Origin of the sequence: Pedococcus sp. (genome assembly GCF_036000045.1) — a bacterium.
Lineage (GTDB): Bacteria > Actinomycetota > Actinomycetes > Actinomycetales > Dermatophilaceae > Pedococcus.
On sequence record NZ_DASYGF010000016.1, the window covers coordinates 157,984 to 181,011 of the forward strand.

Here is a 23,028-nt window from a genome sequence, read left to right on the forward strand (position 1 = left end):
GTGGCATGTCCTCGGCGGTCTCGATCCCCGGCGCGACGGTGGCGCTCTCGACCGCCTCGGTCTATCCCGAGGGCTGTGCCGCTGCGTTCGCGACGGCCGCGCGGCTGGGCTACGACGGCGTCGAGGTCATGGTGTGGACCGACCCCGTCTCGCAGGAGGCCGGTGCGCTCGCCGCGCTCGCCCGCCTCCACGACCTGCGGATCGTGTCTGTGCACGCGCCGACCCTTCTGCTGACCCAGCGGATCTGGGGCCCTGACCCCTGGACCAAGGTCGACCGGTCGATCGAGCTCGCCCAGGAGGTGGGCGCCGACACAGTGGTGCTGCACCCACCCTTTCGCTGGCAGAAGGAGTACGCCCGCGACTTCGCCGAGGGCGTCGCACTGCGCGAGCACGAGACGGGGGTGCGCCTCGCGGTCGAGAACATGTTTCCGTGGCGGGCGCGGCAGCGTGAGTACCAGGCCTACCTGCCGCACTGGGACCCGGTTCCCCAGCCCTATGACCATGTGACGCTCGACCTGTCGCACACCGCGACGGCCGGTTCGGACGCCATGGAGATGGCCCGCGTGCTCGGGCCGCGGCTCGCGCACGTGCACCTCGCCGACGGCCTGGGCTCGCTCAAGGACGAGCACCTCGTGCCGGGCCGTGGCACCCAGCCGTGCGCCGAGCTCTTGGAAAGCCTTGCCGCAGAAGGGTTCTCCGGCTCCGTGGTGGCCGAGGTGACGACCCGCAAGCTCACCGCCGAGGAGCGCGAGGTGGACCTGGCGGAGGCCCTCGCCTTCGCCCGGCTGCACCTGGCCTCCCCCGTGACCTCGCCGGGTGAGGCTCGATGAGCCCGCGGGGCCGGCGCCCCGGAGGGGTGGACACCCGGGCGGCAATCCTCGACGCCGCGCGGACCGAGTTCGCCGATGCGGGCTACGACGCCACCTCCATGCGTGGCATCGCCCGCCGCGCCGAGGTCGACCCCGCTCTGCTGCACCACTACTTCGGTGGCAAGCCCCAGCTCTTCGCCGCCGTCATGGACATCCCCGTCGACCCGGCCGCTCTCATCGGCCAGGTCATGCAGGGGCCGCGCGAGGAGCTCGGGTCGGCCCTGGTGCTCATCTTCCTCACGGTGTGGGACTCGCCCTCCGGACGTGAGCGCTTCCAGGCCCTGATCCGCTCGGCAGTGACCCACGCCGAGGCCACGCGCATGCTGCGCGAGTTCCTGGTCCGTGAGATCTTCGGCCGCATCCTGGGCCAGCTGTATGCCGATGGGCCCGCCCCCACGGACGTCGAGCTGCGTGCCGGGTTGGCCGCGTCGCAGATGGTCGGGCTCGCGATGATGCGCTACATCGTCGAGTTCCCTGCGGTCGTCCAGGCCTCGCGCGACGAGCTCGCCGGACTCGTCGGGCCCACCATCCAGCGCTACCTCGTGCCCTAGCCGCACCACCCACTTCAGTGACTGACGCTGGGTCGAGGATTGACGATATACGTTAGTGAGGACTAACGTATATCCCGTGACCGACGCTCTCAGCGCAGCAGCGGAGCCCACCCGGCGTCGCATCCTGCAGCTGCTCGCGGCGGGTCCGCGTTCCGTCAACGAGCTCGCCGAGCATTTCCCTGTCACGCGTTCGGCGATCTCCCAACACCTGCTCGTGCTCGCCGACGCAGGCCTCGTCGTCGCCCGCAAGGACGGGCGGCAGCGCTTCTACAGCATCGTCCCGGGCGGCGTCGTGAGGCTGCGCGCAGAGATCGACCGCTTCTGGACCGACGAGCTCGACCTTCTCGTGGCCGACGCGACCCGGCTCGTGACCCGCTCCTGACCTCCCTCGCGCCGGACAGCAGACCCTCGCCCGCCACCTCCACCGACCAACCGGAGAGCACCATGACCAGCACGCCCACCACCGTCGCGGCCGAGAAGACCGCCTTCCTCCCGGTGCCGCCCGACGACGCCTTCGCACTCATCACCGAGCCCGACCGCCTGCGTCGGTGGAAGACCATCGCGGCGCGCGTCGACCTCAGGGCCGGCGGCGAGTACCGCTTCACCATCGTCCCCGGTCATGTGGCGCGCGGCACCTACAGAGAGGTCGTCCCGGGAGAGCGGATCGTCTTCGGCTGGGGCTGGGAGGGCTCGCCCGACCTGGGTCCGGACGCATCGACGGTCACCGTGACCCTGGAGCCGGCCGAGGGCGGCACGCTGGTCCGGCTGGTCCACGAGGGCCTCACCCCCGAGCAGGCCACCAGTCACCTCGAGGGCTGGAACCACTTCTTCGGCCGGCTCGAGCGGGCGGCGGCGCAGGGCGACGCCGGTCCGGACGAGTGGTCCTGGGTCCCGCAGGAGCTGGGCGAGCTGTCCTGTGCCGATGCCACGCTGGCGGTGCTGCAGCGGGTGCTGCTCCCGGTCACCGACGCCGACCGTGAGAGGCCCACTCCCTGTGAGGGCTTCACCGTCCACCAGCTGGCCGAGCACCTGTTCGGCACCCTGACGTTCGTCGGCACCCTGGCGGGCATCGAGGTGGCCCGCACACCGCAGCCGTGCCTGGTCGCCGCCGTCGCGGAGGTGGCCCAGCAGGTCAACGAGGCCTGGGCCGTCCGCGGGCTCGAGGGGAACGTCACGGCCGGCGACCTGACGATTCCCGCAACCATGGCCGTCGGCATCCTCAACCTCGAGTACCTCCTGCACGCCTGGGACTTCGCGCAGGCGACCGGTCAGGAGCTGCACGTCTCGGAGGAGGTGGCGCAGTACGTCCACAACCTCGGCGCCCAGATCATCCCGGGGGCCAGAGCCAGCGGCTCCTTCGGGCCCGCGGTCGAGATCGCCGGGCGCGCAGGTGCGCTCGACCGGCTCGTCGCGCTCTCCGGTCGCACCGCCTGACCCTGCCGCACCCTTTGGCCCGCCGCACGCGGCATACGCATCGCAGTCACACATCCACCGCCGTCCACGACGGCCCACCGAAAGGCACGACCATGACCACCAAGACCTCGTACGCCCAGGGCACCCCCTGCTGGGTGGACCTGCAGACCTCCGACCAGGGCGCTGCGCGCGCCTTCTACTCCGGCGTGTTCGGCTGGGAGTACGTCGAGCAGCCGATGCCCGACGGTCCGGTCTACGCGATGGCACAGCTGGGCGGCCGCAACGCCGCAGCCATCGCCCCCCAGAACCCCGAGCAGGCCGCCGCGGGCGTCCCGCCCATGTGGAACACGTACCTGGCCGTCGACGACGTCGATGCCACGACGGCGCGCGTCGCGGGCGCCGGTGGTGTCGTCGCCATGGAGCCGTTCGACGTCATGGAGGCCGGCCGGATGTCCTTCGTCGCTGACCCGTCCGGGGCGTTCGTGGGCCTCTGGCAGGCCGGCGAGCACATCGGAGCCCAGGTCGCCAACGAGCCTGGCGCCCTCACCTGGAACGAGCTGGTGACCTCGGACCCCGACGCGGCGCACCCGTTCTACGACAAGCTCCTCGGTCTGAAGGCAGTGTCGACGCCGATGGGTCCCGACGACAGCTACACGATCTTCCAGGTGGGCGACCAGCAGGTCGGGGGCTCGACGCCGCCGCAGATGGAGGGCGTCCCCAACCACTGGAACGTCTGGTTCTCGGTGGCCTCGGCCGACGAGGCTGCGGCGCGCATCACCGAGCTGGGAGGCTCGCTGCTCGTCGAGCCGACGGACATGCCGGTCGGCCGGATGGTCGTCGCCCGCGACCCCCAGGGTGCGATGTTCAACCTCCTCCAGCCGGGGGAGCAGCAGGACGCCTGAGCCCAGCCGCACGCCCGCGCACACGAGGTAGGCCGTGCCACCCGTCGGTGGCACGGCCTACCCCTGTCTGGTCTCTTGTCGACCACGACGACGCGGCGTATATTTCATCGTATGATGAAAAACGCCATCGAGATCGACCACCTCCGGGTGGTCCGGGGGGGCCGCCCGGTCTTGCTGGACCTCAGCGTCCGCATTCCTGCCGGTCAGGTGGTTGGGCTGCTCGGCCCCAGCGGGAGTGGCAAGTCCACCCTCATCCGCGCGATCGTCGGCGTACAGCTGGTGCGAGCCGGGGACGTGCGGGTGCTGGGCGAGCCCGCCGGCGCGCCGGCACTGCGCCGCCAGGTCGGCTACGTCACGCAGAGCCCGAGCGTCTACGACGACCTCACCGTGCGCGCCAACGTGCGCTACTTCGCGAGCCTGCTCGGTGCCCCGCAGACCGCGGTCGACGAGGCGATCGAGGCCGTCGACCTCGACAGCCACGCCGACGTGCTCGTCGGCCAGCTGTCCGGCGGCCAACGCTCTCGAGTCTCCCTCGCCTCGGCCCTGGTCGGCGACCCGCAGCTACTCGTCCTGGACGAGCCGACCGTGGGCCTCGACCCGGTGTTGCGCCGCGACCTGTGGGAGCTCTTCCATCGGCTTGCGGCACAAGGCCGTTCGCTGCTGGTGTCGAGTCACGTCATGGACGAGGCGAGCCGCTGCGACCGGCTCCTCCTGCTCCGGGAGGGGCAGCTCCTCGCCGACGACACGCTCACCGGACTCCTGGCGCGGACCGGCACCACCGACGCGGAGAGCGCGTTCCTCGCACTGATCGACCAGGCTCAGGAGGCTGCCCGATGAACGCCCACCGCACTCTCGTCACCGCCGGGCGCGTGCTGAACCAGCTGCGCTCGGACCGTCGCACCATCGCGCTGATGCTCGTCGTGCCCTGCGTGCTCCTGGGTCTGCTGGCCTGGATCTTCAAGGACACGCCCGTCTTCGACGCCATCGGCGCCTCGCTGCTCGGAGTCTTCCCGTTCGTCGTCATGTTCATCGTGACGAGCGTGGCGACCCTGCGAGAACGCACGTCCGGCACCCTGGAGCGGCTGCTGACGACGCCCCTCGGTAAGGGCGACTTCATGTTCGGCTACGCCCTCGCCTTCGGGATCATGGCGGTCCTGCAGGCGCTCATCGCGACGGCCTTCGCGGTCTATGTCTGCGGGCTCAGCGTGGCCGGGCCGCTCTGGCAGCTCGTCATCGTCGCAGTGCTCGACGCGGTGCTGGGCACGGCGCTGGGGCTGCTCGCGAGCGGTTTCGCCCGCACCGAGTTCCAGGCTGTCCAGTTCATGCCCGCCCTCGTGCTGCCGCAGTTCCTGCTCTGTGGGCTGCTCGTGGAGCGCGACCGGCTGCCCGACGTGCTGCGCTGGGTCTCCGACGTCCTGCCCCTGTCGTATGCCGTCGACGCGATGAAGGCGGTGACCACCAGCGCCACGCCGGGCTCGGACGTGTCCGGAGATCTCGGCGTCATCGGTCTGTGGGTTGTGGTGGCACTCGTGCTGGGGAGCCTGACCCTGCGCCGCCGCACCGCCTGAGGCGCTCGAGGAGTCGTGCGACCGGGCCGGGCCCACAGGGCGCCGTGCGTGGCCTAGCCTTGTCGCCGGCCACGAGATCCGTGGCGACGGTCGGAAGGACTCTCGTGGACGCCAGTGACGTGCTGCGCAACACCCTGCTCCAGCTCTCCAAGAGCGGCGCCGTCCGGCAGGCCGTCGAGAAGGCGCCGGTGAGCCGCAGTGTCGTGCGACGCTTCGTCCCAGGTGAGCACACGGAGGACGCCGTCGCCGCGACGGCCGAGCTACGGGCCACCAACCGGCTGGCGACGATCGACTACCTGGGTGAGGACACCACCGACCTGACCCAGGCGATCCGCACCCGCGACCACTACCTCGAGCTGCTCAAGGCACTGGCCGACGCCGACCTGAGCCAGCTCGGCATGGGAGAGGTCAGCCTCAAGCTGTCCGCGCTCGGCCAGTACCTGCCCGGTGACGGCGACAAGATCGCTCTCGAGCACGCCCGCGAGATCTGCCAGGCTGCGGCGAACGCCGGCACCACGGTGACCCTCGACATGGAGGACCACACCACGACCGACGCCACGCTGGAGTCCCTGCGCGAGCTGCGCCAGGACTTTCCCTGGGTCGGCGCGGTGATCCAGTCGTACCTGCGGCGCAGCGAGGCCGACTGCCGTGACCTGGCCTACGAGGGCAGCCGCGTCCGGCTGTGCAAGGGCGCCTACAAGGAGCCCGAGTCGGTGGCCTTCCAGGGGTCCGCCGAGGTGGACCAGAGCTACGTCCGCTGCCTCAAGGTCCTCATGAGCGGCCAGGGCTACCCCATGGTCGCGAGCCACGACCCGCGGCTCATCGAGATCGCGGGGGCGCTCGCGAGCCACCACGGCCGCGAGGCCCACAGCTATGAGTACCAGATGCTCTACGGGATCCGCCCCGAGGAACAGAAGCGCATCGCCGACCGCGGCAACCAGATGCGGGTCTATATCCCTTACGGCGAGCAGTGGTACGGCTACCTCATGCGCCGCATGGCCGAGCGTCCCGCCAACACCATGTTCTTCCTGCGCGGTCTCGCCACGAGAAACTAGCCGACCGGCGGCAGGCCCTGCTGCCAGACTGCCGCCATGGGAACTGTCGCGATCCTGGGTGCCGGAGTCATGGGCGAGACGCTGCTGTCGGGCCTCATCCGCTCGGGCCGGAGCGCGGACGACCTGGTCGTCACCGCCCGGCGCCCGGAGCGGGCCGAGGAGCTCACCCGCACGTACGGCGTGCGCGCCCTGTCCAACGTCGAGGCCGCCGAGGCCGCGGACACCGTGGTCCTGGTCGTCAAGCCCCAGGACATGGGTTTGCTCGTCGAGGAGATCCGCGACCACCTGTCGCCGGGGAACCTCGTCGTGAGCCTGGCTGCCGGAATCCCGACGACCTATCTCGAGAGCAGGCTTCCCGAGGGTGTCGCCGTCGTGCGGGTCATGCCCAACACTCCGGCACTGGTCGACCAGGGCATGGCCGCTCTGAGCGCCGGCCGTAGCGCCGACCCGGCCCACCTCGAGGAGGCCTCGGACCTGCTGCGCTCGTGCGGCCGGGTGGTCCAGGTCGCCGAGAAGCACCAGGACGCGGTCACCGCGATCAGTGGCAGCGGCCCGGCATACATCTTCTATGTCGTCGAGGCGATGATCGAGGCGGGCGTGGTGCTCGGGCTGCCGCGGCCGACCTCCACCGAGCTGGTGGTGCAGACGCTCTTCGGCGCCGCCACGATGATGCGCGAGACCGGTCAGCACCCCACCGTGCTCCGCGAGCAGGTCACCTCGCCGGGGGGCACCACTGCCGCCGCGCTGCGGCAGCTCGACGACCACAAGGTGCGGGCGGCCTTCATCTCCGCCATGGAGGCGGCAGCGGTGCGCTCGCACGAGCTGGCGTCCGGGCTCGACTGACCCCGTCGTCTGCGGCCGGCGCTCAGCCCGCTGACAGTGAACTCTGGGGAAACTCACCTGACCCCGGGGGTGGTAGTCGTGCGACAGTGGTTCGCATGAGCGACATCACGGTGCGCACGCTGACCGAGGACGAATGGGAGCGGTACCGCTCGGTGCGGCTCAGTGCGCTGGAGGAGTCACCCGACGCCTTCGCCGCAACGCTCGAGGAGGAGCGCGGCTACGACGAGGAGCTCTGGCGGGACCGGATGCGCCGCTCGCGCCGGCTGGTCGCCGAGCGTCAGGGCGAGGCGGTCGGTGTGGCCAGCCTCGGCCGGCACAGCGAGAACGAGCGCGTCGCCGAGCTGTTCGGTCTGTGGGTCGCCCCGACGGCTCGGGGCACGGGTGTCGCCAGCCAGCTGGTCCAGGCCGGCGCGGACGTCGCCCGCGCCCAGCGGAGCACGCACCTGGCCTACTGGGTGAGCACGGAGAACGGGCGCGCCGTGGCGTTCGCCAGCGGCTTCGGGTTCCGGCCGACGGACTCGCGCCGGCCCATGCGGGTGCGGACGTCGGACGCCGAGGAGGAGATCGCGATGGTCCTCCCGCTCGGCGACGACCGGGGCGTGCCCAGCCTGTAGAAGTCAGGGCGCCAAAGCCCAGGCCGCCGTCGGGAGCCGTCAGGGGCGCGAGGCGAGCCGGTCGAGCAGGTCGGTGGGTCCGCTGACGATGAGCGTGTCGTGGGCGGTCACCTTCGTGTCCGGGACGGCGTGCGTGAAGTCGGCCCCGGGGGACTTCACCCCGACGACGGTCACGCCGTACTTGCTGCGAATCGCGCTCTGTCCGAGGGTGAACCCGATCGCCTCCTGCGGCGGGCGCATCTTGACGATGGCGAAGCCGTCGTCGAACTCGATGTAGTCGAGCAGCTTGCCGTTGAGGAGGTGCGCGACCCGGCGCCCGCTCTCGGCCTCCGGCAAGATGACGTGGTGGGCGCCGATGCGCTCGAGGATGCGCGCGTGCTCGGGTGAGATCGCCTTGGCCCAGATCGTCGGTATGCCGGCGTCGACGAGGTTCATGGCGCACAGCACGGAGGCCTCGACCGAGGACCCGATGCCTACCACCGCGAGTTGGAAGCTGCGTGCCTTGAGGTTCGCGACCGCCTTCGGCTGGCTCGCGTCGGCCTGGACGACCTTGCCCACTCGGCCGACGAAGGCCTCTGCCCGCTGGGTGTCCCGCTCGACCGCCACCACGTGGTGGCCGAGCCGCTGGAGCTCGACCGCGGCGGCGGCGCCGAACCGTCCCAGGCCGATGACGAGGACATCGTCGTCGTACAGCTTCTTGCCCACAGCGGTCCTCCGCGCTCGTCGGTGAGATCAGACCAGCACGCTACCGCGTCCCACGGGAGGTACCCGGCTGTGATGACGACGGGGCCACAGGTAGCGTGCCGGACATGCCCTCACAGGTGCGGGTGGTCTGGGACCACGGCTTCACCGCCTACGACTTCGGCCCGATGCATCCCATGAACCCGGTCCGCCTCGACCTGACGGTGCGGCTCTGCGAGGCGCTCGGCGTCCTCGAGGCCGAGGGGGTCGAGGTCGTGTCTCCGCCCGTCCCGGACGACGACCTCCTGGCCACCGTGCACGACCGCGACTACATCGCCGCCGTGCGGGCCGCCTCGCAGGACCCCGCGAACGCCGACCCCCAGCGCGGTCTCGGCACCGAGGACGACCCGGCGTTCTCGGGGATGCACGAGGTCAGTGGGCGCATCGCCGAGGGCACCCGTCAGGTGTGCGCGGACGTGTGGGAGGGGCGGGCCGAGCACGGCGTCAACTTCTGCGGGGGGCTGCACCACGCGATGCCGGGCAACGCATCCGGCTTCTGCATCTACAACGACATCGCCGTGGGAATCCAGTGGCTGCTCGACCACGGTGCGCAGCGGGTGGCGTATGTCGACATCGACGTCCACCACGGTGACGGGGTCGAACGCATCTTCTGGGACGACCCGCGGGTGCTCACCATCTCGCTGCACGAGTCGGGGCGAGAGCTGTTCCCCGGCACTGGGTTCCCCGGAGACATCGGGGGACCGGATGCCCTGGGTTCGGCGGTCAACGTCGCGCTGCCCCCCGGCACGGGCGACTCGGCCTGGCTGCGCGCCCTGCATGCCACGGCCCTGCCACTGGTGCGAGCGTTCGCGCCGGAGGTGCTGGTGACCCAGCACGGTTGCGACACCCACGCGCAGGACCCGCTGGCCCACCTGGCCCTGTCCGTCGACGCGCAGCGCGCTGCCGCCGACTCGCTGCACCGGCTCTCTCATGAGGTGTGCGCCGGTCGCTGGGTGGCCCTGGGGGGCGGGGGGTACGAGGTCGTCGACGTCGTGCCGCGCACCTGGACGCACCTGACGGCGATCGCGGCGCACCGCCCGATCCCGGCGGCCACGGAGGTGCCGCCGGAGTGGCTCGCTCACGTGCGTCAGGCCTTCGGGCGTGAAGGACCACGGCGGATGGGTGACCTGCCGCCTGCCGACCTGCCGATCTGGCACCAGCCTTGGGGCATGGGCTACAACCCCCACAGCGCGGTCGACCGGGCCGTGATGGCGACCCGCGAGGCGGTCTTCGAGGCTCACGGTCTGGACGTGTGGTTCGACTGAGGTTCAGGTGATTGCCCAGGTCGGCGCGGCGTGTCGGCTGGACATTCGCGAAGAAGTTTCGCCGTTGGCTTCCCCATGAGTCACATGAGCCCCTACAGTTCACTCTGCACGAGCGTAGATATCCGCCGGAGGGGAAGCCGGCGATGCGCACGTGTAGAAGATCGAGGTTCGACAATGTCCAACGAGCGACAGCTCGCCGAGGTGCGGTTCCTGACCGTCGCCGAGGTGGCCTCGATCATGCGCGTGTCCAAGATGACGGTGTACCGCATGGTGCATGCCGGCGAGCTTCCCGCGATCCGCGTGGGGCGGTCCTTCCGGGTCCCGGAGGATGCCGTGCACAAGTACCTGCACACCTCGTACGTCGACACCGCGTGATGGTGTGCTGACTGCACTCTGAGGGCGAGCCGGGGCCAAGGTGTCCCGGCTCGCCCTCTGTTGCAGTGGCGTATGCCGCACCTCCGGGTTTGGGTAGGGACCGCAGGTCCCGCTAGAGTGGCCACCACTGTTCGGCGTGGTGCGTTCGTTGCCCCGTCCGGCAACACGACCACGACACAAGAGGACATCATGGGCTCTGTCATCAAGAAGCGCCGCAAGCGCATGGCGAAGAAGAAGCACCGCAAGCTTCTTCGCAAGACGCGCCACCAGCGTCGCAACAAGAAGTAACCTCAGGGCTCCCGCTGCGGCGGGGGCCTTTCGGTTTCTCGCGGTTGTGACGAGCGCCGCGTCCACGGTCAGGCGCACCGGCTTCGGCGGTGGGGGCGCGCTGGGTAGGGTGGCAGCGTCGCACGTCCGTAGCCTTCCGACCCGTTGGAGTGACCGTGGCTGATGTCGTCCTCGTGACTGGCGTCTCGCGCTACCTCGGTGGTCAGTTCGCCCGAGCCCTCACGCGGGACCCCTCCGTCGGCCGGGTGATCGGCGTCGACGTCATTCCGCCCCCCCACGACATCGGGCGTGCCGAGTTCGTCCGTGCCGACATCCGCAACCCCATGATCGGCAAGATCATCGCCCAGTCGGACGTCGACACCGTCGTCCACATGAACGTCATCGCCACTCCCACCCATGCCGGCGGCCGGACCTCCCAGAAGGAGATCAACGTCATCGGCACGATGCAGCTGCTGGCGGCCTGTCAGAAGGCGCACAGCATCCGCCGGCTGGTCGTGAAGTCGTCGGCAGCGGTCTACGGCTCGAGCCCTCGCGACCCGGCTCTGTTCACCGAGGACATGGGGCCGAAGTCCTTGCCTCGGGCCGGCTTCGGCAAGGACTCGGTCGAGGTCGAGGGTTATGTCCGCGGCTTCTCGCGCCGGCGCCCGGACGTGGAGATCTCCATGCTGCGCCTGGCCAACATCGTCGGGCCGGGGATCCGCACTTCGCTCACCGACTACTTCACCCTCCCGGTCATCCCGGTGCCCTTCGGCTACGACGCCCGGCTGCAGTTCGTCCACGAGGTCGATGCAGTGGGCTCGCTCCTGGCCGCCACGACCGGTCCGTCGAGCGGCATCACCAACGTGGCGGGCGACGGCGTGATCACGCTGAGCCAGGCGGCCGCGGTCGCCGGACGTCCGATCCTGCCGCTGCCCATGCCCGCGGCCGGGGTCTTCGGTTCCATCGTCAAGCGGTCCGGGGTGGCGGACTTCACCAGTGACCAGCTCCAGTTCCTGGCCTTCGGCCGAGTGCTCGACACCACGCGGATGAGGGAGGTCCTCGGGTTCGAGCCGCGCTTCACGACCCGGTCGGCCTTCGAGGACTTCGCCCACGGTGTCGGCCCGGCCATCCCCGGAGGCGCCACCTTGAGCTCGGCGGTCTCCGGTGTGGCCGGCTCCGCAGCCACCGCGATCGGCCACGTATGGGCCGCAGGGAGGGATGACTGATGGCTGCCAAGCCGGACACGTCACGAACGACGAAGCGCTCGACGAGCACCCGGTCAACCGCGAAGCGCGCGACCGCGGCGCCGGCGACCGCCAAGCGGGCGACCGCCAAGCGCGCGACGGCCAAGGCCACGAGCGCCGCGAAGTCCGCGGTACCCTCCTCGCGGCCTGCTGCCCCACGCCGTCAGGGCTCGCAGGGAGCCCTCGCCGCAGGCGCGGCGCGCGCGTCCGGAGAGCGCGCCAAGCGGCGTAGCACCCCGCTGCTGGCGACTTCCTCGCGACCCGCGGCCGCCCAGACTGCGCCGGCGCCAGCGGCCGCCTCCTCCGCGGCCTCACCGACGACGAGTCGCGCGAAGCACCGCCCCCACCCGGTCGCGAAGGCCGCCTCCATCCCCACGAAGAGGGCCGTGGCGAGGTCCGGGGCCCGGACCGCCCGGCAGCCCGTTCGTGGCCGGAACGGGTCCGCCGCCGCGACGCGGCCTACCGAAGCCGCTCCGGTCCGCGTCCTCAAGGCGGTCACCGACGACGAGGCGCTGGCGCCCGCGACGAAGCCGACCTTGTCGACGTCGCGCACGGCGCCCGGCGTCGAGGAGCTGCTCACCGCCGGGATCTCCGCGGTCCGCGTCGCAGCCGGCGTCGCCGGGGTGTCCGCCGACGACGTCGAGCGCTACCTCGCCACCATGCTGTCGTTCATCCGGCGCAGGGTGACCGGCGACTACACGGTCGACGAGTTCGGGTTCGATGAGGACTTCACCGAGAACTTCTACCTGCCCGTTCTTCGCCCGCTCTACCGGTCCTGGTTCCGGGTCGAGGTGCGAGGGATCGAGCACATCCCGAGCGAGGGGGGTGCCTTGGTCGTGGCGAACCACTCGGGCACCGTCGCGATGGACTCCCTGATGACCCAGGTGGCCGTCCACGACGAGCACCCGGCGAGACGCCACCTGCGGATGCTGGGGGCCGACCTGGTGTTCCAGACGCCCGTCGTCGGCACCCTCGCCCGCAAGTCGGGTTCCACGCTTGCCGCGAACCCCGACGCGGAGCGGCTGCTGTCCAACGGCGAGCTCTGCGGGGTCTGGCCCGAGGGGTTCAAGGGTGTGGGTAAGCCGTTCAGCGAGCGCTACAAGCTGCAGCGGTTCGGCCGGGGAGGGTTCGTGTCGGCGGCGCTGCGCACCGGGGCGCCGATCATCCCGTGCTCCATCGTCGGCGCCGAGGAGATCTACCCCATCATCGGCAACATGCGGACGGTCGCGCGGCTGGTGGGAGCGCCCTATGCGCCGATCACCCCCACCTGGCCGTTGCTCGGCCCGCTGGGCCTGATCCCGTTGCCCAGCAAGTGGATCATCGAGTTCGGCTCGCCCGTCGAGACCGCGGACCTCGGGCCCGCGGCGGCCGACGACCCGATGCTGGTGTTCGACCTGACCGACCAGGTCCGGGAGACGATCCAGCAGACGCTCTACTCGCTGCTGATGCAGCGGCGGTCCGTCTTCTTCTAGCTCGCCGAAGTTCCGCCCGTGACCATTGACGGCCTGGTGGGCCTTCTGCGCGCGCTGACCTCCGTCTGGGAGCAGCGACGCGACCACCGGGCCGTGGTCAGGGCAGGCTGATCGTGACGCCCGGGAGCGTGGCCGGTCCGACGGTCGCACTGGGCACGACGACCCCCACGCCGCCGGTGCTCAGAGACGCGCTCGGCGCCGGGAGCCGGACGGTGCTGGTGGTGCCGGGAAGCGACGCGGTGAGCGAGGGCAGCCTGACTCCCACGCCCGCGGTGGACAGGTCTGCGCCACCGTTGGGGCCACCGATGCTCACGCCGCCGGCGCTGGGAGCGGCCACGGGCCCCCCGGCCGCGGCCTGGTTGGTCAGGGGGGCCACGGGGACGGAGATGACGCTGGCGCTCTGCCGCGAAACGTTGCTGGGAGCAGGGGCCTGACCGCGGGGTGCCTGAACGGTATTGCTGACGCTGGGCAGCGCCGAGGGGTGGTAGCTCGTCGCGCTGCCGAGCGCCGAGCACTGGGCGCCGCAGGCCGCGAGCCGGCGAGCGGTGGCTGCCTGGGTGTCTTGCAGCAGTGCCTCGAGCTGGGCCAGGACGGGCAGCGACCCGGCCTGCACCTGGGTGCGCAGGGCCTCCACCTGCGGCAGGGCGCGTGCCGTGAAGTCGCGTATGGCGATCAAGGCCTGGGGGTTGCCGCTCTGGGCGTAGGCGCTGTCGAGGGAGCGCTGACCGTTGCGCACGCTGTCGACCGCCTGCCGGAGCGCGAGGTTGACCTCGCCGACAGCGGGATCGGCCGGCTGGTCGGTCAGGTCCCTGGCGTCGGAGATGTGCTCCTGCGCCTGGGCGAGGTAGGTCTGGCCACGGTCGAAGTCGCTGCCGGCCAGCTGGACTGCCACGCTGTCCAGCCAGCTCTTGACCGGGTACAGGTCGTCACCGGGGACGGCGCCGCGCGAGGCCACCCCGACGATGGCGCCGACGAGCAGCGCCGAGGCTGTGGCGCCCGCGAGCGCGCGGGGCAGGCCGTGCCCGACGACGACCACGAGCGGGGTGTTGCGGGTAGCGGCCCGCTGGGCGGCTTGGGTGCGGGCGCCCGCAGGAGTGCGCACAGGCATCGCCTTGGCCTCGCTCATGAGGCGGCCCCGCAGAGCCTCCACGAAGGCCGGGTCCGGTGCCGGCCCGGCACCGAGCTGGGCGAGACGGCGTCCGGTCGCCACGAGCGGGACGAGCTGCTCCCTGGGCTCGGCGCCTTCGAGGGCGCGCTGGAAGGCGTCGGCGGTGCGGTTCAGCACGGGCACTGCGACTCCTCCCTGCCAGGCCTGGTGGGCCGTCCTACGGTTGCCGTGGTGACGGCCTGTCGCGGTGAGAACGAGGTGGTCCAGCGGAAGTTACGCGCCGATACGTAGCGAAATCCCGGCCGGTCACAGCTCGACATCGCCGAGCTCCCGGTGCAGGGCCCGGACGGCCCGGAGCTGAAGCTGTTTGACCGCGCCCTCGGACTTGCCGAGGACCTTGGCCGTCTCGGCCAGGGACAGCCCCTGCAGGAACCGGAGGACGACGCACTCGGCCTGCTCGGGCTTGAGGGTCTTGACCGCGTTGAGGAGGCGTTCGTTGCGCAGTCGCTCCAACACCTCGCTGTCCGGCGCGTCCACCCGCCGGTCGGCGTCGAGCATGTCAGCGGTGGTGACCTCCATGCGGAACCGCGCGGACTTGGCGTTGTCGGTAATCAGGTTGCGCGCGATGGTCACGAACCACGCAGCGATGTCACGCCCCTGCCAGGAGAAGGAGTCCATCCGCCGCAGTGCGCGCAGGAAGGTCTCGGACGTGATGTCCTCGGCCAGCTGGTGACCCCCGACCCGCACGTAGACGTAGCGGTAGACGAGGTCGACATAGCGTTCGTAGAGGAGGCCGAACGCCTCGGAGTCCCCTCGCTGGGCCAGCTCGACGAGGGCGGCGATCCGCTCGAAGTCCTGAGGCGCCTCGCCCGGCCCGAAGCCCGCGCGCGTGGCAGGCGTGCCGCCCCCCTCACCCCCGGAAAGCGTGCCGGCCTCGCCCGCCAGGCTCAGCAGCACCCGCAGGGACGCCAGGAAGCTCTCGGTGGCGGCGGTCACGCCATGGTCGACAGCGGTGGCACAGGACGCGGCGCTCCCGCCCGCAGGGACCGCCAGGGCGTAACCGAAGCGGCTGCCCGTCGTTGCAGGTGATGACGGCACCTGGGCGCGACCCATCGCCGCGAGCATGTTCGCGAGCCGGTGCGCCGTGCTGCGTCGGATGGTCCACCTCCTGGCCCCCCAGTTTCCCTGAATTCCCGGCGGATGTCAGGAGACCTGCACCACAGTCGTATGCCGCCGTGCTCGGTAGGGCCCCGAAACGGACCACAACGGCCCCCACCCGACCGCAGTCAGCGGGCGCCGCGGGTCCAATGCCATGGTCCACGGGCCGGCAAGGACCCGGAAGGACCCGGAAGGACCCGGAAGGACGCGGCATACAGTGGGCGGGTGACGCCATCTCCACAGCCTCCGCGGGTCACGCTGATCGCCAAGCCCGGGTGTCACCTGTGCGACGAGGCGCGGGCCGTGATCGAGCGCGTCACCGCCGACCTGGGCGTCCGCTGGCACGAGCTCTCGATCGAGGACGACCGCGCGCTGGCCGAGCAGTACTGGGAGCAGGTGCCCGTCACGTTGGTCGACGGTCGGCAGCACGACTACTGGCGCGTCGACGAGGCACGGCTGCGCAAGGCCTTGGAACCCTGAGCGGTCTCCATCGGTGACCTGGCTCACCGCGGGGGCGGTCGGGGCCGCTTGTGACTTTGTGCATCCGTTCACAAAGGCGTAATCTGACGGGGCTCCCGTCCGCTCCAGCCAGGTGCGGGCTGCCCTGAAGAGAAGGAGCCGTAGAAGACCGTGACTGCCGACCCGAGCGCCCGTCGGGGCATACCCGACGCCACGGTCGCACGGCTCCCCGAGTACCTCCGGGCCCTGACGGGCTTTGCCGAGCGCGGCATCGCGTCGGTCTCCTCTGAGGAGCTTGCGGCGGCCGCGGGGGTGCGCAGCGCCAAGCTGCGCAAGGACCTCTCGCACCTCGGCTCGTATGGCGTGCGCGGCGTCGGCTACGAGGTCGACCACCTGGCCTACCAGATCTCCCGAGAGCTCGGCCTGACCCAGGACTGGCCCGTGGCCATCGTCGGCATGGGCAACCTCGGCCACGCGCTCGCGGCCTACAGCGGGTTCGCCACCAGGGGCTTTCGCGTGGTCGCCCTGCTCGACCAGGACCCCGCCCTGCACGGGCAGCAGATCGCCGACCTGACGGTGCAGCCGATGTGGGCGCTGGCCGACCTGGTCGCCGAGCAGGGCCTGGCCATCGGCGTCATCGCCACTCCGGCCGCCTCCGCGCAGGGCGTGAGCGACGCGCTGGTCGCTGCGGGAGTGCGCTCGATCCTCAACTTCGCCCCCTGCGTGCTCAACGTCCCCGACGACGTCGACGTCCGCAAGGTCGACCTCTCCACCGAGCTGCAGATCCTGGCCTTCCACGAGCAGCGCAAGGCGCTGGCCGAGGGTGGCCTGGGCGCCATCGCCAAGGCGGCTGCGCGATGAGCCTGGTCGTCCTGGGTCTGTCACACCACACGGCCCCCCTGCCTCTCCTCGAGACCATGTCACTCGACGCGGCCGGCCGCGCTGCGCTCGGCGACAGCCTCACCCGTCGCGACAACCTCTCTGAGGCCGTGGTGGTCTCGACCTGCAACCGCACCGAGGTCTACGTCGAGTCGCAGACCTTCCACGGCGCGGTCACCGACATCGCCGAGGCGCTCACCGATGTCACGGGTGTGGCGAGCGAGGCGCTGCGCGAGCACCTCTACGTCCACTACGAGGACCGGGCCATCGCGCACGCCTTCACCGTGGCCTGCGGCCTCGACTCCATGGCGGTCGGCGAGGCCCAGATCCTCGGCCAGATGCGGACAGCCCTGCGCGAGGGCCAGCGCTCGGGTCACGTCGGGCCGGCGCTCAACAACCTCTTCCAGCAGGCCCTCCGGGTGGGCAAGCGCGCACACACGGAGACCGGCATCGACTCCGTCAGCGTGTCCCTGGTCGAGGCCGGGCTCGCCCGCGCCGAGCGCGAGCTCGGGCCGTTGGCGACGCTCGACCTCCTGGTCGTCGGCGCCGGGGGCATGAGCTCACTGGCGGCCACCACCGCGAGCCGGCTGGGAGTCCGCAGCATCACCGTCGTCAACCGCACGCATGCCAAGGCTGTCCGGCTCGCCGAGCGGGTCGGGGGTGTGGCGCTCCCGCTGTCCGAGCTGCCGGCGGCGCTCTCGATCGCCGATGTGGTCGTGTCCTGCACCGGTTCGACCGGGGTGGTGGTCGACCTGGCAGCCGCCGGCGACGCGCAGGTGGCTCGCACCGGCCGTCCCCAGGTCTATGTGGACCTGGCTCTGCCGCACGATGTGGCCACCGAGGTCGACTCGCTGAGCGGCGTGAGCGTCGTCGGCCTGGCTGCCCTCGGCGAGGAGCTGTCCGGGGGCACCACGCCACCCCAGGTCCAGGAGGTGGCCGACCTCGTCATCGGTGAGGTTGCGGCATACCTCACCGACCGTGCTGCCGAGTCCGTGGCACCCACGGTCGCCGCTCTGCGCTCGCACGCGGCTGACGTCGTGGCCGGCGAGCTCACCCGGCTCGACCAGCGCCTTCCCGACCTCGACGACCAGACCCGGGCCGAGGTCCAGCTAGCCGTCCACCGCATCGTCGAGAAGCTCCTCCACACCCCCACGGTGCGGGTCAAGGAGCTGGCGGTCGGCGGGCAGGGCGACGACTACGCCCAGGCCCTGCGCCGGCTGTTCGACCTCCGGCCGGGCGAGGCCGTCACGGCCTCTGTGCCACCCGAGCGAGGTGGTCTGGCGTGAGCACCGTCCTACGACTCGGCACGCGCCGCAGCGCCCTGGCGACCACCCAGTCCGAGTGGGTCGCCGCGCTGCTGCGCGAGCGCGGTCACGAGGTCGAGCTGGTCGAGATCGTGACCGAAGGCGACACGTCCACGGCACCCCTGAGCACCCTGGGCGGGACGGGCGTCTTCGCGGCCGCCCTGCGCCAGGCGTTGCTGGCCGGCACGGTCGACTTTGCCGTGCACTCGCTCAAGGACCTGCCGACCACCCCCGAGCCCGGGCTGGTGACCGCGGCGATCCCCGTTCGTGAGGACCCCCGCGACGTGCTCGTCAGCACCTCGGGCGCGAGCCTCGGTGAGCTGGGCGACGGTGCTGTGATCGGCACCGGTTCCCCCCGTCGCGTGGCCCAGCTCGCCGCCCTCGGCCTCGGGCTCGAGTTCAAGGACATCCGCGGCAACGTCGACACGCGGATCGGTCTCGCTCGCGAGGGCGCCGTCGACGCGGTCGTACTGGCCCGGGCCGGTCTGGCTCGTCTGGCCCGACTCGACGAGGTCGCCGAGACGCTCGAGCCGCTGCAGATGCTGCCCGCGCCCGGTCAGGGGGCGCTGGCTGTCGAGTGCCGCGCCGACGACCTGGCGACAGTCGATCTGCTCCACGCGCTCGACGACCCCGACACCCGAGCGGCAGTCACGGCCGAGCGCACCCTGCTCGCTGCGCTCGAGGCGGGCTGCTCGGCTCCGGTCGGAGCGCTCGCCGAGGTCGTCGACGGTGAGGACGGGCTCGAGCTGTCGCTGCGTGCCTTCGTCGGGGCGGTCGACGGGTCGTTCGACCTGCGCCGCTCCCTGGTCGGCCCGGTTGCCGAAGCCGAGTCCATCGGTGTGCGCCTGGCGGCCACCCTGCTCGAGGACGGCGCAGGCTTCCTCGTCTCGCCTGGCGGCACACCACTGACCAGCCATTCCGCCCCCGACCACGGCGACTGGCACCCAGAGCCACCCGAGGCGACCGGAGACGATCCGCTCGCCGCCCCCGACCGCAGCCCAGCACCCAACAGCACGGAGCGTGCATTGTGAGCCCCACGCGCTCGACCACCCCCACCCCCACCGCAGCAAGCGCTGCCAAGACCACCCGCCAGCCGGGTCGGGTCGCCTTCGTCGGCGCCGGCCCTGGTGACGCCGGCCTGATGACCGTGCGCGCCGTCGAGCTCCTCGCGGGCGCCGATGTCGTGGTCATCGACCAGGTCGCCCGGGAGGCTGTCGTGTCCCGCTACTGCCGCGACGACGTCGAAGTCGTCGACGCGGGGCATGGGGACCACGGCCAGCCTCTGACCCACGCCATGCGGGCCAAGCTCGTCGTCAAGGCAGCCAAGGCGGCCCGCGGCGGGCTCGTCGTGCGCCTGATGGACGGTGACCCGGCCATGTTCAACGGGCTCGCCGAGGAGGCGCTGGCCTGCCACAAGGCGGACATCGGCTTCGACATCGTCCCGGGCGTCAGCACGGTCTCGGCCGTCCCGGCCTACGCCGGCATCCCGCTCACCTCGAGCAGCTCGCCCGCGGTGCACGTGATCTCGGCCAACGACCGCGCCGTCGACTGGTCCTCCTCCGTCGCCGACTCGGTGACCGTCGTGCTGCTCGGGCCGCCCGAGGACCTCGCGGTGGCGCTCGGCAAGCTACTCGCCGCCGGTCGCTCGGCCGACAGCCCGGTCGCGCTGACCGAGAAGGGCACCACCACCGGTCAGTCCACCAGGGTCTCGACCCTGGGCAAGGTTGCCTCGGTGATGAAGACCGTCGAGTTCCCGGCCCTGGCCGTCGTGGGCTCGACGGTGACGCTGCGCGAGAGCCTGTCGTGGTTCGAGACCAAGCCGCTGTTCGGCTGGAACGTCCTCGTGCCCCGCACCAAGGAACAGTCCGGCTCGACCATCTCCCGCCTGGCCTCCTACGGCGCCACCGCCGAGGTCGTCCCCACGATCTCGGTCGAGCCGCCGCGCACGCCCCAGCAGATGGAGCGCGCGGTCAAGGGCCTGGTGACCGGCCGCTACGAGTGGATCGGGTTCACCTCGGTCAACGCCGTCAAGGCCGTCCGCGAGAAGTTCGAGGAGTTCGGGCTCGACGCCCGCGCCTTCGCCGGGCTCAAGATCGCGGCCGTCGGCGGCGTCACCGCCGAGGCGCTGCACGAGTGGGGCATCGTCCCCGACCTCGTGCCCTCGGGCGAGCAGTCGGCCAACGGCCTGCTGGCCGACTGGCCGCCGTTCGACGAGGTCCTGGACCCCATCAACCGGGTGTTCCTCCCGCGCGCCGACATCGCCACCGACACCCTCGTCGCCGGCCTCCAGAACATGGGCTGGGAGGTCGACGATGTCACGGCATACCGGACCGTCCGGGCGGCTCCTCCGGCCGCGCACATCCGCGAGGCCATCAAGGGCGGCCAGTTCGACGCGGCCGTGTTCACGTCGTCCTCGACCGTCCGCAACCTCGTCGGTATCGCCGGCAAGCCGCACCCGTCCACCGTGATCGCGTGCATCGGGCCGGCCACCGCGAAGACGGCCGAGGAGCACGGGTTGCGGGTCGACGTGCTCGCTCCCGAGGCCTCGTCCGACGCTCTGGTGGACGCCTTGGCCGACTTCGGTCTGGGGCTCGCCGCGGCAGCCGCCGAGGCCGGTGAGGCTGCGGTGCGTCCGAGTGCCAAGAAGGCCTCGGCGAGACGGCGGGCCAAGTGACGGATCGCGTGTCGCCGCTGGGGCCTGTGATCAGGCCCCAGCGGCTGAGGCAGTCGGCGGCGATCCGTCGGCTCGTCGCGCAGACCCGGCTTCACCCGGCCGAGCTCGTGCTCCCGGTTTTCGTGCGCGAGGGCGCCTCCGAGCCCCTGGCCATCTCCGCCATGCCGGGCGTCGTCCAGCACACCGTCGAGTCGCTGGTGGCCGAGGCCATCACCGCTGCGGACGCCGGGATCGGCGGCATCATGCTGTTCGGTGTGCCGTCGACCAAGGACGCTGTGGGCTCGGGGGCGGACGACCCCGATGGCATCCTCAACGTGGCATTGCGAGCCGTGGCTGACGCCGTGGGCGACCGACTCGTCGTGATGGCCGACCTGTGCCTGGACGAGTTCACCGACCACGGGCACTGTGGGGTGCTCGACGATGCGGGGCGCGTGGACAACGACGCCACCCTCGAGCGGTATGCCGCGATGGGCCTCGCACAGGCTCGCGCGGGTGCGCAGGTGCTCGGGCTGTCCGGGATGATGGACGGTCAGGTGGCCTATGTCCGGGCGGCACTCGACGCCGAAGGCTTCACGGACACGGTCATCCTCGCCTACTCGGCCAAGTACACCTCGGGGTTGTACGGTCCGTTCCGTGAGGCCGTGCAGTCGTCCTTGGAGGGCGACCGCGCGACGTACCAGCAGGATCCGGCCAACGCCACGGAGTCGCTGCGCGAGCTCGAGCTCGACATCGCCGAGGGGGCCGACATCGTCATGGTGAAGCCCGCCATGCCCCATCTCGACATCGTCGCTGCGGCTGCCGAGCTGTCGCCGGTTCCGGTGGCGGCGTACCAGATCTCGGGCGAGTACTCGATGATCGAGGCTGCGTCGGCTCAGGGCTGGATCGAGCGGGATCGCGCCATCATGGAGTCGCTGCTCAACATCCGGCGGGCCGGGGCGCAGATCATCCTGACCTACTACGCCCTCGAGGCGGCCGCGCTCCTCTGACCCCCTGACGCACTTATTGCCCCGAATCCACCGTCAAAGCCGCTTGCGCGGCCTCGGACGGTGGACTCAGGGCAATACGTGGCTGTGATGGTGGGGTCAGGCTCAGGCAGCCTTGAGGAGCTGGATGTCCAGGTTGATCTTGATCTTCTCGGAGACGAGCACGCCGCCGCCCTCGAGAGCGACGTTCCACTCCAGGCCCCAGTCCTTGCGGTTGATCTCGGCCGTGGCCTCGAAGCCGGCCTTCTGGTTGCCCCACGGGTCCGTGGCGAGGCCGCCGAACTCGAGGTCGAACACGACCGGCTTGGTGACGCCCTTGATGGTGAGGTCGCCCTTGAGGGAGTCCGCGGTCACCTCGGTGGAGGTGAAGCTCATGGTGGGGTTGTTCTCCACGTCGAAGAAGTCGGCGGACTTCAGGTGCGCGTCGCGGTCGGCCGAGCCGGTGTCGATCGACGCGAGCTGTGCGACGGCGCTGACCTGGGAGTCGGTGAGTGAGTCGCCGACCTTGACGGTGCCCTCGAACTCCTTGAACTGGCCGCGGACCTTGGTCACCATCAGGTGGCGCGCGACGAAGCCGAGCTCGCTGTGCGAGGCGTCGACGGTCCAGGTGCCGGTGGGGAGTTCGGTGATGCTTGCCATGGAAGTCTCCTAGGGGGTGTGGCGTCGGGGCGGTCCCGATCGCTTCGACGGGTTCAACATAGCAGGCATCATTTATATTTCAACTATCTGTCCAGGGATGCCATACTTCGGGTCATGAGCACGACGACCGCACAGCCACGATGGCTCAGCGATGAGGAGCAACGCGCCTGGCGGGCCTACCTGCGCGGCAGCCGCCTGATCGAGGAAGCGCTCGACCGCGACCTGCAGGCGCATGGCGTCCAGCTCACCGAGTACGAGATCATGTCCATGCTCTCCGAAGCCCCGGGCCGCCGCCTGCGGATGTCGAGCCTGGCGGACCTGGTCGTGCAGTCGCGCAGCCGGCTGACCCATACGGCGACCCGGCTCGAGCGCCGTGGTTGGGTCGTGCGCGAAGCGTGCCTGCAGGACAAGCGCGGGGTCGAGCTGGTGCTCACCTCAGCCGGGTTCGACGCGGTGCGTGAGGTCGCCCGGGTCCATGTCGAGAGCGTGCGCCGCAGTGTGATCGACAACGTGCCGCCTGAGCTGTTCAGCTGCCTGGGCGATGCCATGGACGCCATCCGGAAGGCGCTGGCTCCTGACGGCGGCGCTCATCCAGCCGTCGTCGAGGAGGCTGCGGCGCACGAGCCGGCGAACTAGCGCACGCCG

At 71.0% G+C, this 23,028-nt stretch carries 26 protein-coding genes; 22 read left to right on the forward strand and 4 right to left on the reverse strand.

Going from position 1 to position 23,028, the window contains the following annotated elements:
* Positions 1–5 precede the first annotated feature (5 nt).
* The 10 genes from VGN50_RS02985 to VGN50_RS03030 all read left to right on the forward strand — a co-directional run bounded on the left by VGN50_RS02985 (position 6) and on the right by VGN50_RS03030 (position 7,815).
* Positions 6–830, forward strand: coding sequence for a sugar phosphate isomerase/epimerase (locus VGN50_RS02985; protein WP_327443149.1), 825 nt, complete (start codon positions 6–8; stop codon positions 828–830).
* Positions 827–1,420 carry a TetR family transcriptional regulator gene (locus VGN50_RS02990; protein WP_327443150.1) on the forward strand — a complete coding sequence of 198 codons (594 nt, stop codon included), beginning with the start codon at positions 827–829 and terminating at the stop codon, positions 1,418–1,420. The genes VGN50_RS02985 and VGN50_RS02990 overlap by 4 nt, the downstream gene beginning before the upstream one ends.
* A gap of 76 nt (positions 1,421–1,496) precedes the next feature.
* Positions 1,497–1,802, forward strand: coding sequence for a metalloregulator ArsR/SmtB family transcription factor (locus tag VGN50_RS02995; RefSeq protein WP_327443151.1), 306 nt, complete (start codon positions 1,497–1,499; stop codon positions 1,800–1,802).
* A gap of 62 nt (positions 1,803–1,864) precedes the next feature.
* Complete coding sequence (locus VGN50_RS03000; protein ID WP_327443152.1) at positions 1,865–2,854, forward strand: TIGR03086 family metal-binding protein; 990 nt, start codon at positions 1,865–1,867, stop codon at positions 2,852–2,854.
* A gap of 92 nt (positions 2,855–2,946) precedes the next feature.
* Positions 2,947–3,735 (forward strand): VOC family protein, encoded by a 789-nt coding sequence (locus VGN50_RS03005; RefSeq protein ID WP_327443153.1) that lies wholly within the window; start codon positions 2,947–2,949, stop codon positions 3,733–3,735.
* A 111-nt stretch (positions 3,736–3,846) separates the two neighbouring features.
* The gene (locus VGN50_RS03010) at positions 3,847–4,572 is read left to right on the forward strand and encodes an ABC transporter ATP-binding protein (RefSeq protein ID WP_327443154.1); all 726 of its coding nucleotides are present in this window, start codon (positions 3,847–3,849) and stop codon (positions 4,570–4,572) included.
* Positions 4,569–5,303 carry an ABC transporter permease gene (locus VGN50_RS03015; RefSeq protein WP_327443155.1) on the forward strand — a complete coding sequence of 245 codons (735 nt, stop codon included), beginning with the start codon at positions 4,569–4,571 and terminating at the stop codon, positions 5,301–5,303. Before VGN50_RS03010 ends, VGN50_RS03015 begins: the two co-directional genes overlap by 4 nt.
* Positions 5,304–5,407: 104 nt before the next feature.
* Positions 5,408–6,358: a proline dehydrogenase family protein gene (locus VGN50_RS03020; protein WP_327443156.1), complete on the forward strand. Its 951-nt coding sequence runs from the start codon at positions 5,408–5,410 to the stop codon at positions 6,356–6,358.
* A 36-nt stretch (positions 6,359–6,394) separates the two neighbouring features.
* A complete protein-coding gene (proC, locus tag VGN50_RS03025) occupies positions 6,395–7,201 on the forward strand; it encodes a pyrroline-5-carboxylate reductase (RefSeq protein ID WP_327443157.1) in 807 nt (268 codons plus the stop codon).
* 95 nt (positions 7,202–7,296) lie between these two features.
* Positions 7,297–7,815 carry a GNAT family N-acetyltransferase gene (locus VGN50_RS03030; RefSeq protein WP_327443158.1) on the forward strand — a complete coding sequence of 173 codons (519 nt, stop codon included), beginning with the start codon at positions 7,297–7,299 and terminating at the stop codon, positions 7,813–7,815.
* A gap of 39 nt (positions 7,816–7,854) precedes the next feature.
* Here the strand turns inward: VGN50_RS03030 and VGN50_RS03035 are convergent, their stop codons facing one another.
* Positions 7,855–8,520, reverse strand: a complete 666-nt coding sequence (locus tag VGN50_RS03035) for a TrkA family potassium uptake protein (RefSeq protein WP_327443159.1) — start codon at positions 8,518–8,520, stop codon at positions 7,855–7,857.
* A 104-nt stretch (positions 8,521–8,624) separates the two neighbouring features.
* On the opposite strand from VGN50_RS03035, the gene VGN50_RS03040 reads away from it, so the two are divergent.
* The 5 genes from VGN50_RS03040 (at position 8,625) to VGN50_RS03060 (ending at position 13,179) form a co-directional block, all read left to right on the forward strand.
* Positions 8,625–9,821, forward strand: a complete 1,197-nt coding sequence (locus VGN50_RS03040) for an acetoin utilization protein AcuC (RefSeq protein WP_327443160.1) — start codon at positions 8,625–8,627, stop codon at positions 9,819–9,821.
* Positions 9,822–9,995: 174 nt separating this feature from the next.
* Positions 9,996–10,196 carry a helix-turn-helix domain-containing protein gene (locus VGN50_RS03045; RefSeq protein ID WP_154684594.1) on the forward strand — a complete coding sequence of 67 codons (201 nt, stop codon included), beginning with the start codon at positions 9,996–9,998 and terminating at the stop codon, positions 10,194–10,196.
* 189 nt (positions 10,197–10,385) lie between these two features.
* Positions 10,386–10,484, forward strand: coding sequence for a 30S ribosomal protein bS22 (locus VGN50_RS03050; protein WP_003792170.1), 99 nt, complete (start codon positions 10,386–10,388; stop codon positions 10,482–10,484).
* Between the two features lie 155 nt (positions 10,485–10,639).
* A complete protein-coding gene (locus tag VGN50_RS03055; RefSeq protein WP_327443161.1) occupies positions 10,640–11,689 on the forward strand; it encodes an NAD-dependent epimerase/dehydratase family protein in 1,050 nt (349 codons plus the stop codon).
* On the forward strand, positions 11,689–13,179 hold the full coding sequence (locus VGN50_RS03060; protein ID WP_327443162.1) for a lysophospholipid acyltransferase family protein: 1,491 nt from the start codon (positions 11,689–11,691) through the stop codon (positions 13,177–13,179). Before VGN50_RS03055 ends, VGN50_RS03060 begins: the two co-directional genes overlap by 1 nt.
* A gap of 97 nt (positions 13,180–13,276) precedes the next feature.
* Here the strand turns inward: VGN50_RS03060 and VGN50_RS03065 are convergent, their stop codons facing one another.
* The gene (locus VGN50_RS03065) at positions 13,277–14,470 is read right to left on the reverse strand and encodes a DUF5667 domain-containing protein (protein ID WP_327443163.1); all 1,194 of its coding nucleotides are present in this window, start codon (positions 14,468–14,470) and stop codon (positions 13,277–13,279) included.
* Between the two features lie 123 nt (positions 14,471–14,593).
* Positions 14,594–15,400, reverse strand: a complete 807-nt coding sequence (locus VGN50_RS03070; protein WP_327443164.1) for a sigma-70 family RNA polymerase sigma factor — start codon at positions 15,398–15,400, stop codon at positions 14,594–14,596.
* 270 nt (positions 15,401–15,670) lie between these two features.
* Between VGN50_RS03070 and VGN50_RS03075 the strand changes: the two genes are divergently transcribed.
* The 6 genes from VGN50_RS03075 (at position 15,671) to hemB (ending at position 21,747) form a co-directional block, all read left to right on the forward strand.
* Positions 15,671–15,925: a glutaredoxin family protein gene (locus VGN50_RS03075; RefSeq protein WP_327443165.1), complete on the forward strand. Its 255-nt coding sequence runs from the start codon at positions 15,671–15,673 to the stop codon at positions 15,923–15,925.
* 150 nt (positions 15,926–16,075) lie between these two features.
* Entirely contained in the window at positions 16,076–16,765 is a 690-nt protein-coding gene (locus VGN50_RS03080; protein ID WP_327443166.1) for a redox-sensing transcriptional repressor Rex, read from the forward strand.
* Positions 16,762–18,069 (forward strand): glutamyl-tRNA reductase, encoded by a 1,308-nt coding sequence (locus tag VGN50_RS03085; RefSeq protein ID WP_327443167.1) that lies wholly within the window; start codon positions 16,762–16,764, stop codon positions 18,067–18,069. The genes VGN50_RS03080 and VGN50_RS03085 overlap by 4 nt, the downstream gene beginning before the upstream one ends.
* Positions 18,066–19,118 (forward strand): hydroxymethylbilane synthase, encoded by a 1,053-nt coding sequence (gene hemC / locus VGN50_RS03090; RefSeq protein WP_327443168.1) that lies wholly within the window; start codon positions 18,066–18,068, stop codon positions 19,116–19,118. The genes VGN50_RS03085 and hemC overlap by 4 nt, the downstream gene beginning before the upstream one ends.
* A complete protein-coding gene (locus VGN50_RS03095; protein WP_327443169.1) occupies positions 19,115–20,761 on the forward strand; it encodes a bifunctional uroporphyrinogen-III C-methyltransferase/uroporphyrinogen-III synthase in 1,647 nt (548 codons plus the stop codon). Before hemC ends, VGN50_RS03095 begins: the two co-directional genes overlap by 4 nt.
* A gap of 17 nt (positions 20,762–20,778) precedes the next feature.
* Positions 20,779–21,747: a porphobilinogen synthase gene (hemB, locus tag VGN50_RS03100; RefSeq protein ID WP_327443186.1), complete on the forward strand. Its 969-nt coding sequence runs from the start codon at positions 20,779–20,781 to the stop codon at positions 21,745–21,747.
* A 102-nt stretch (positions 21,748–21,849) separates the two neighbouring features.
* On the opposite strand, the gene VGN50_RS03105 is transcribed toward hemB, so the two are convergent.
* Complete coding sequence (locus VGN50_RS03105; protein WP_327443170.1) at positions 21,850–22,383, reverse strand: YceI family protein; 534 nt, start codon at positions 22,381–22,383, stop codon at positions 21,850–21,852.
* 114 nt (positions 22,384–22,497) lie between these two features.
* Here VGN50_RS03105 and VGN50_RS03110 point away from each other — a divergent pair, with 114 nt between their 5' ends.
* A complete protein-coding gene (locus VGN50_RS03110) occupies positions 22,498–23,019 on the forward strand; it encodes a MarR family winged helix-turn-helix transcriptional regulator (protein ID WP_327443171.1) in 522 nt (173 codons plus the stop codon).
* Positions 23,020–23,028: the final 9 nt, after the last annotated feature.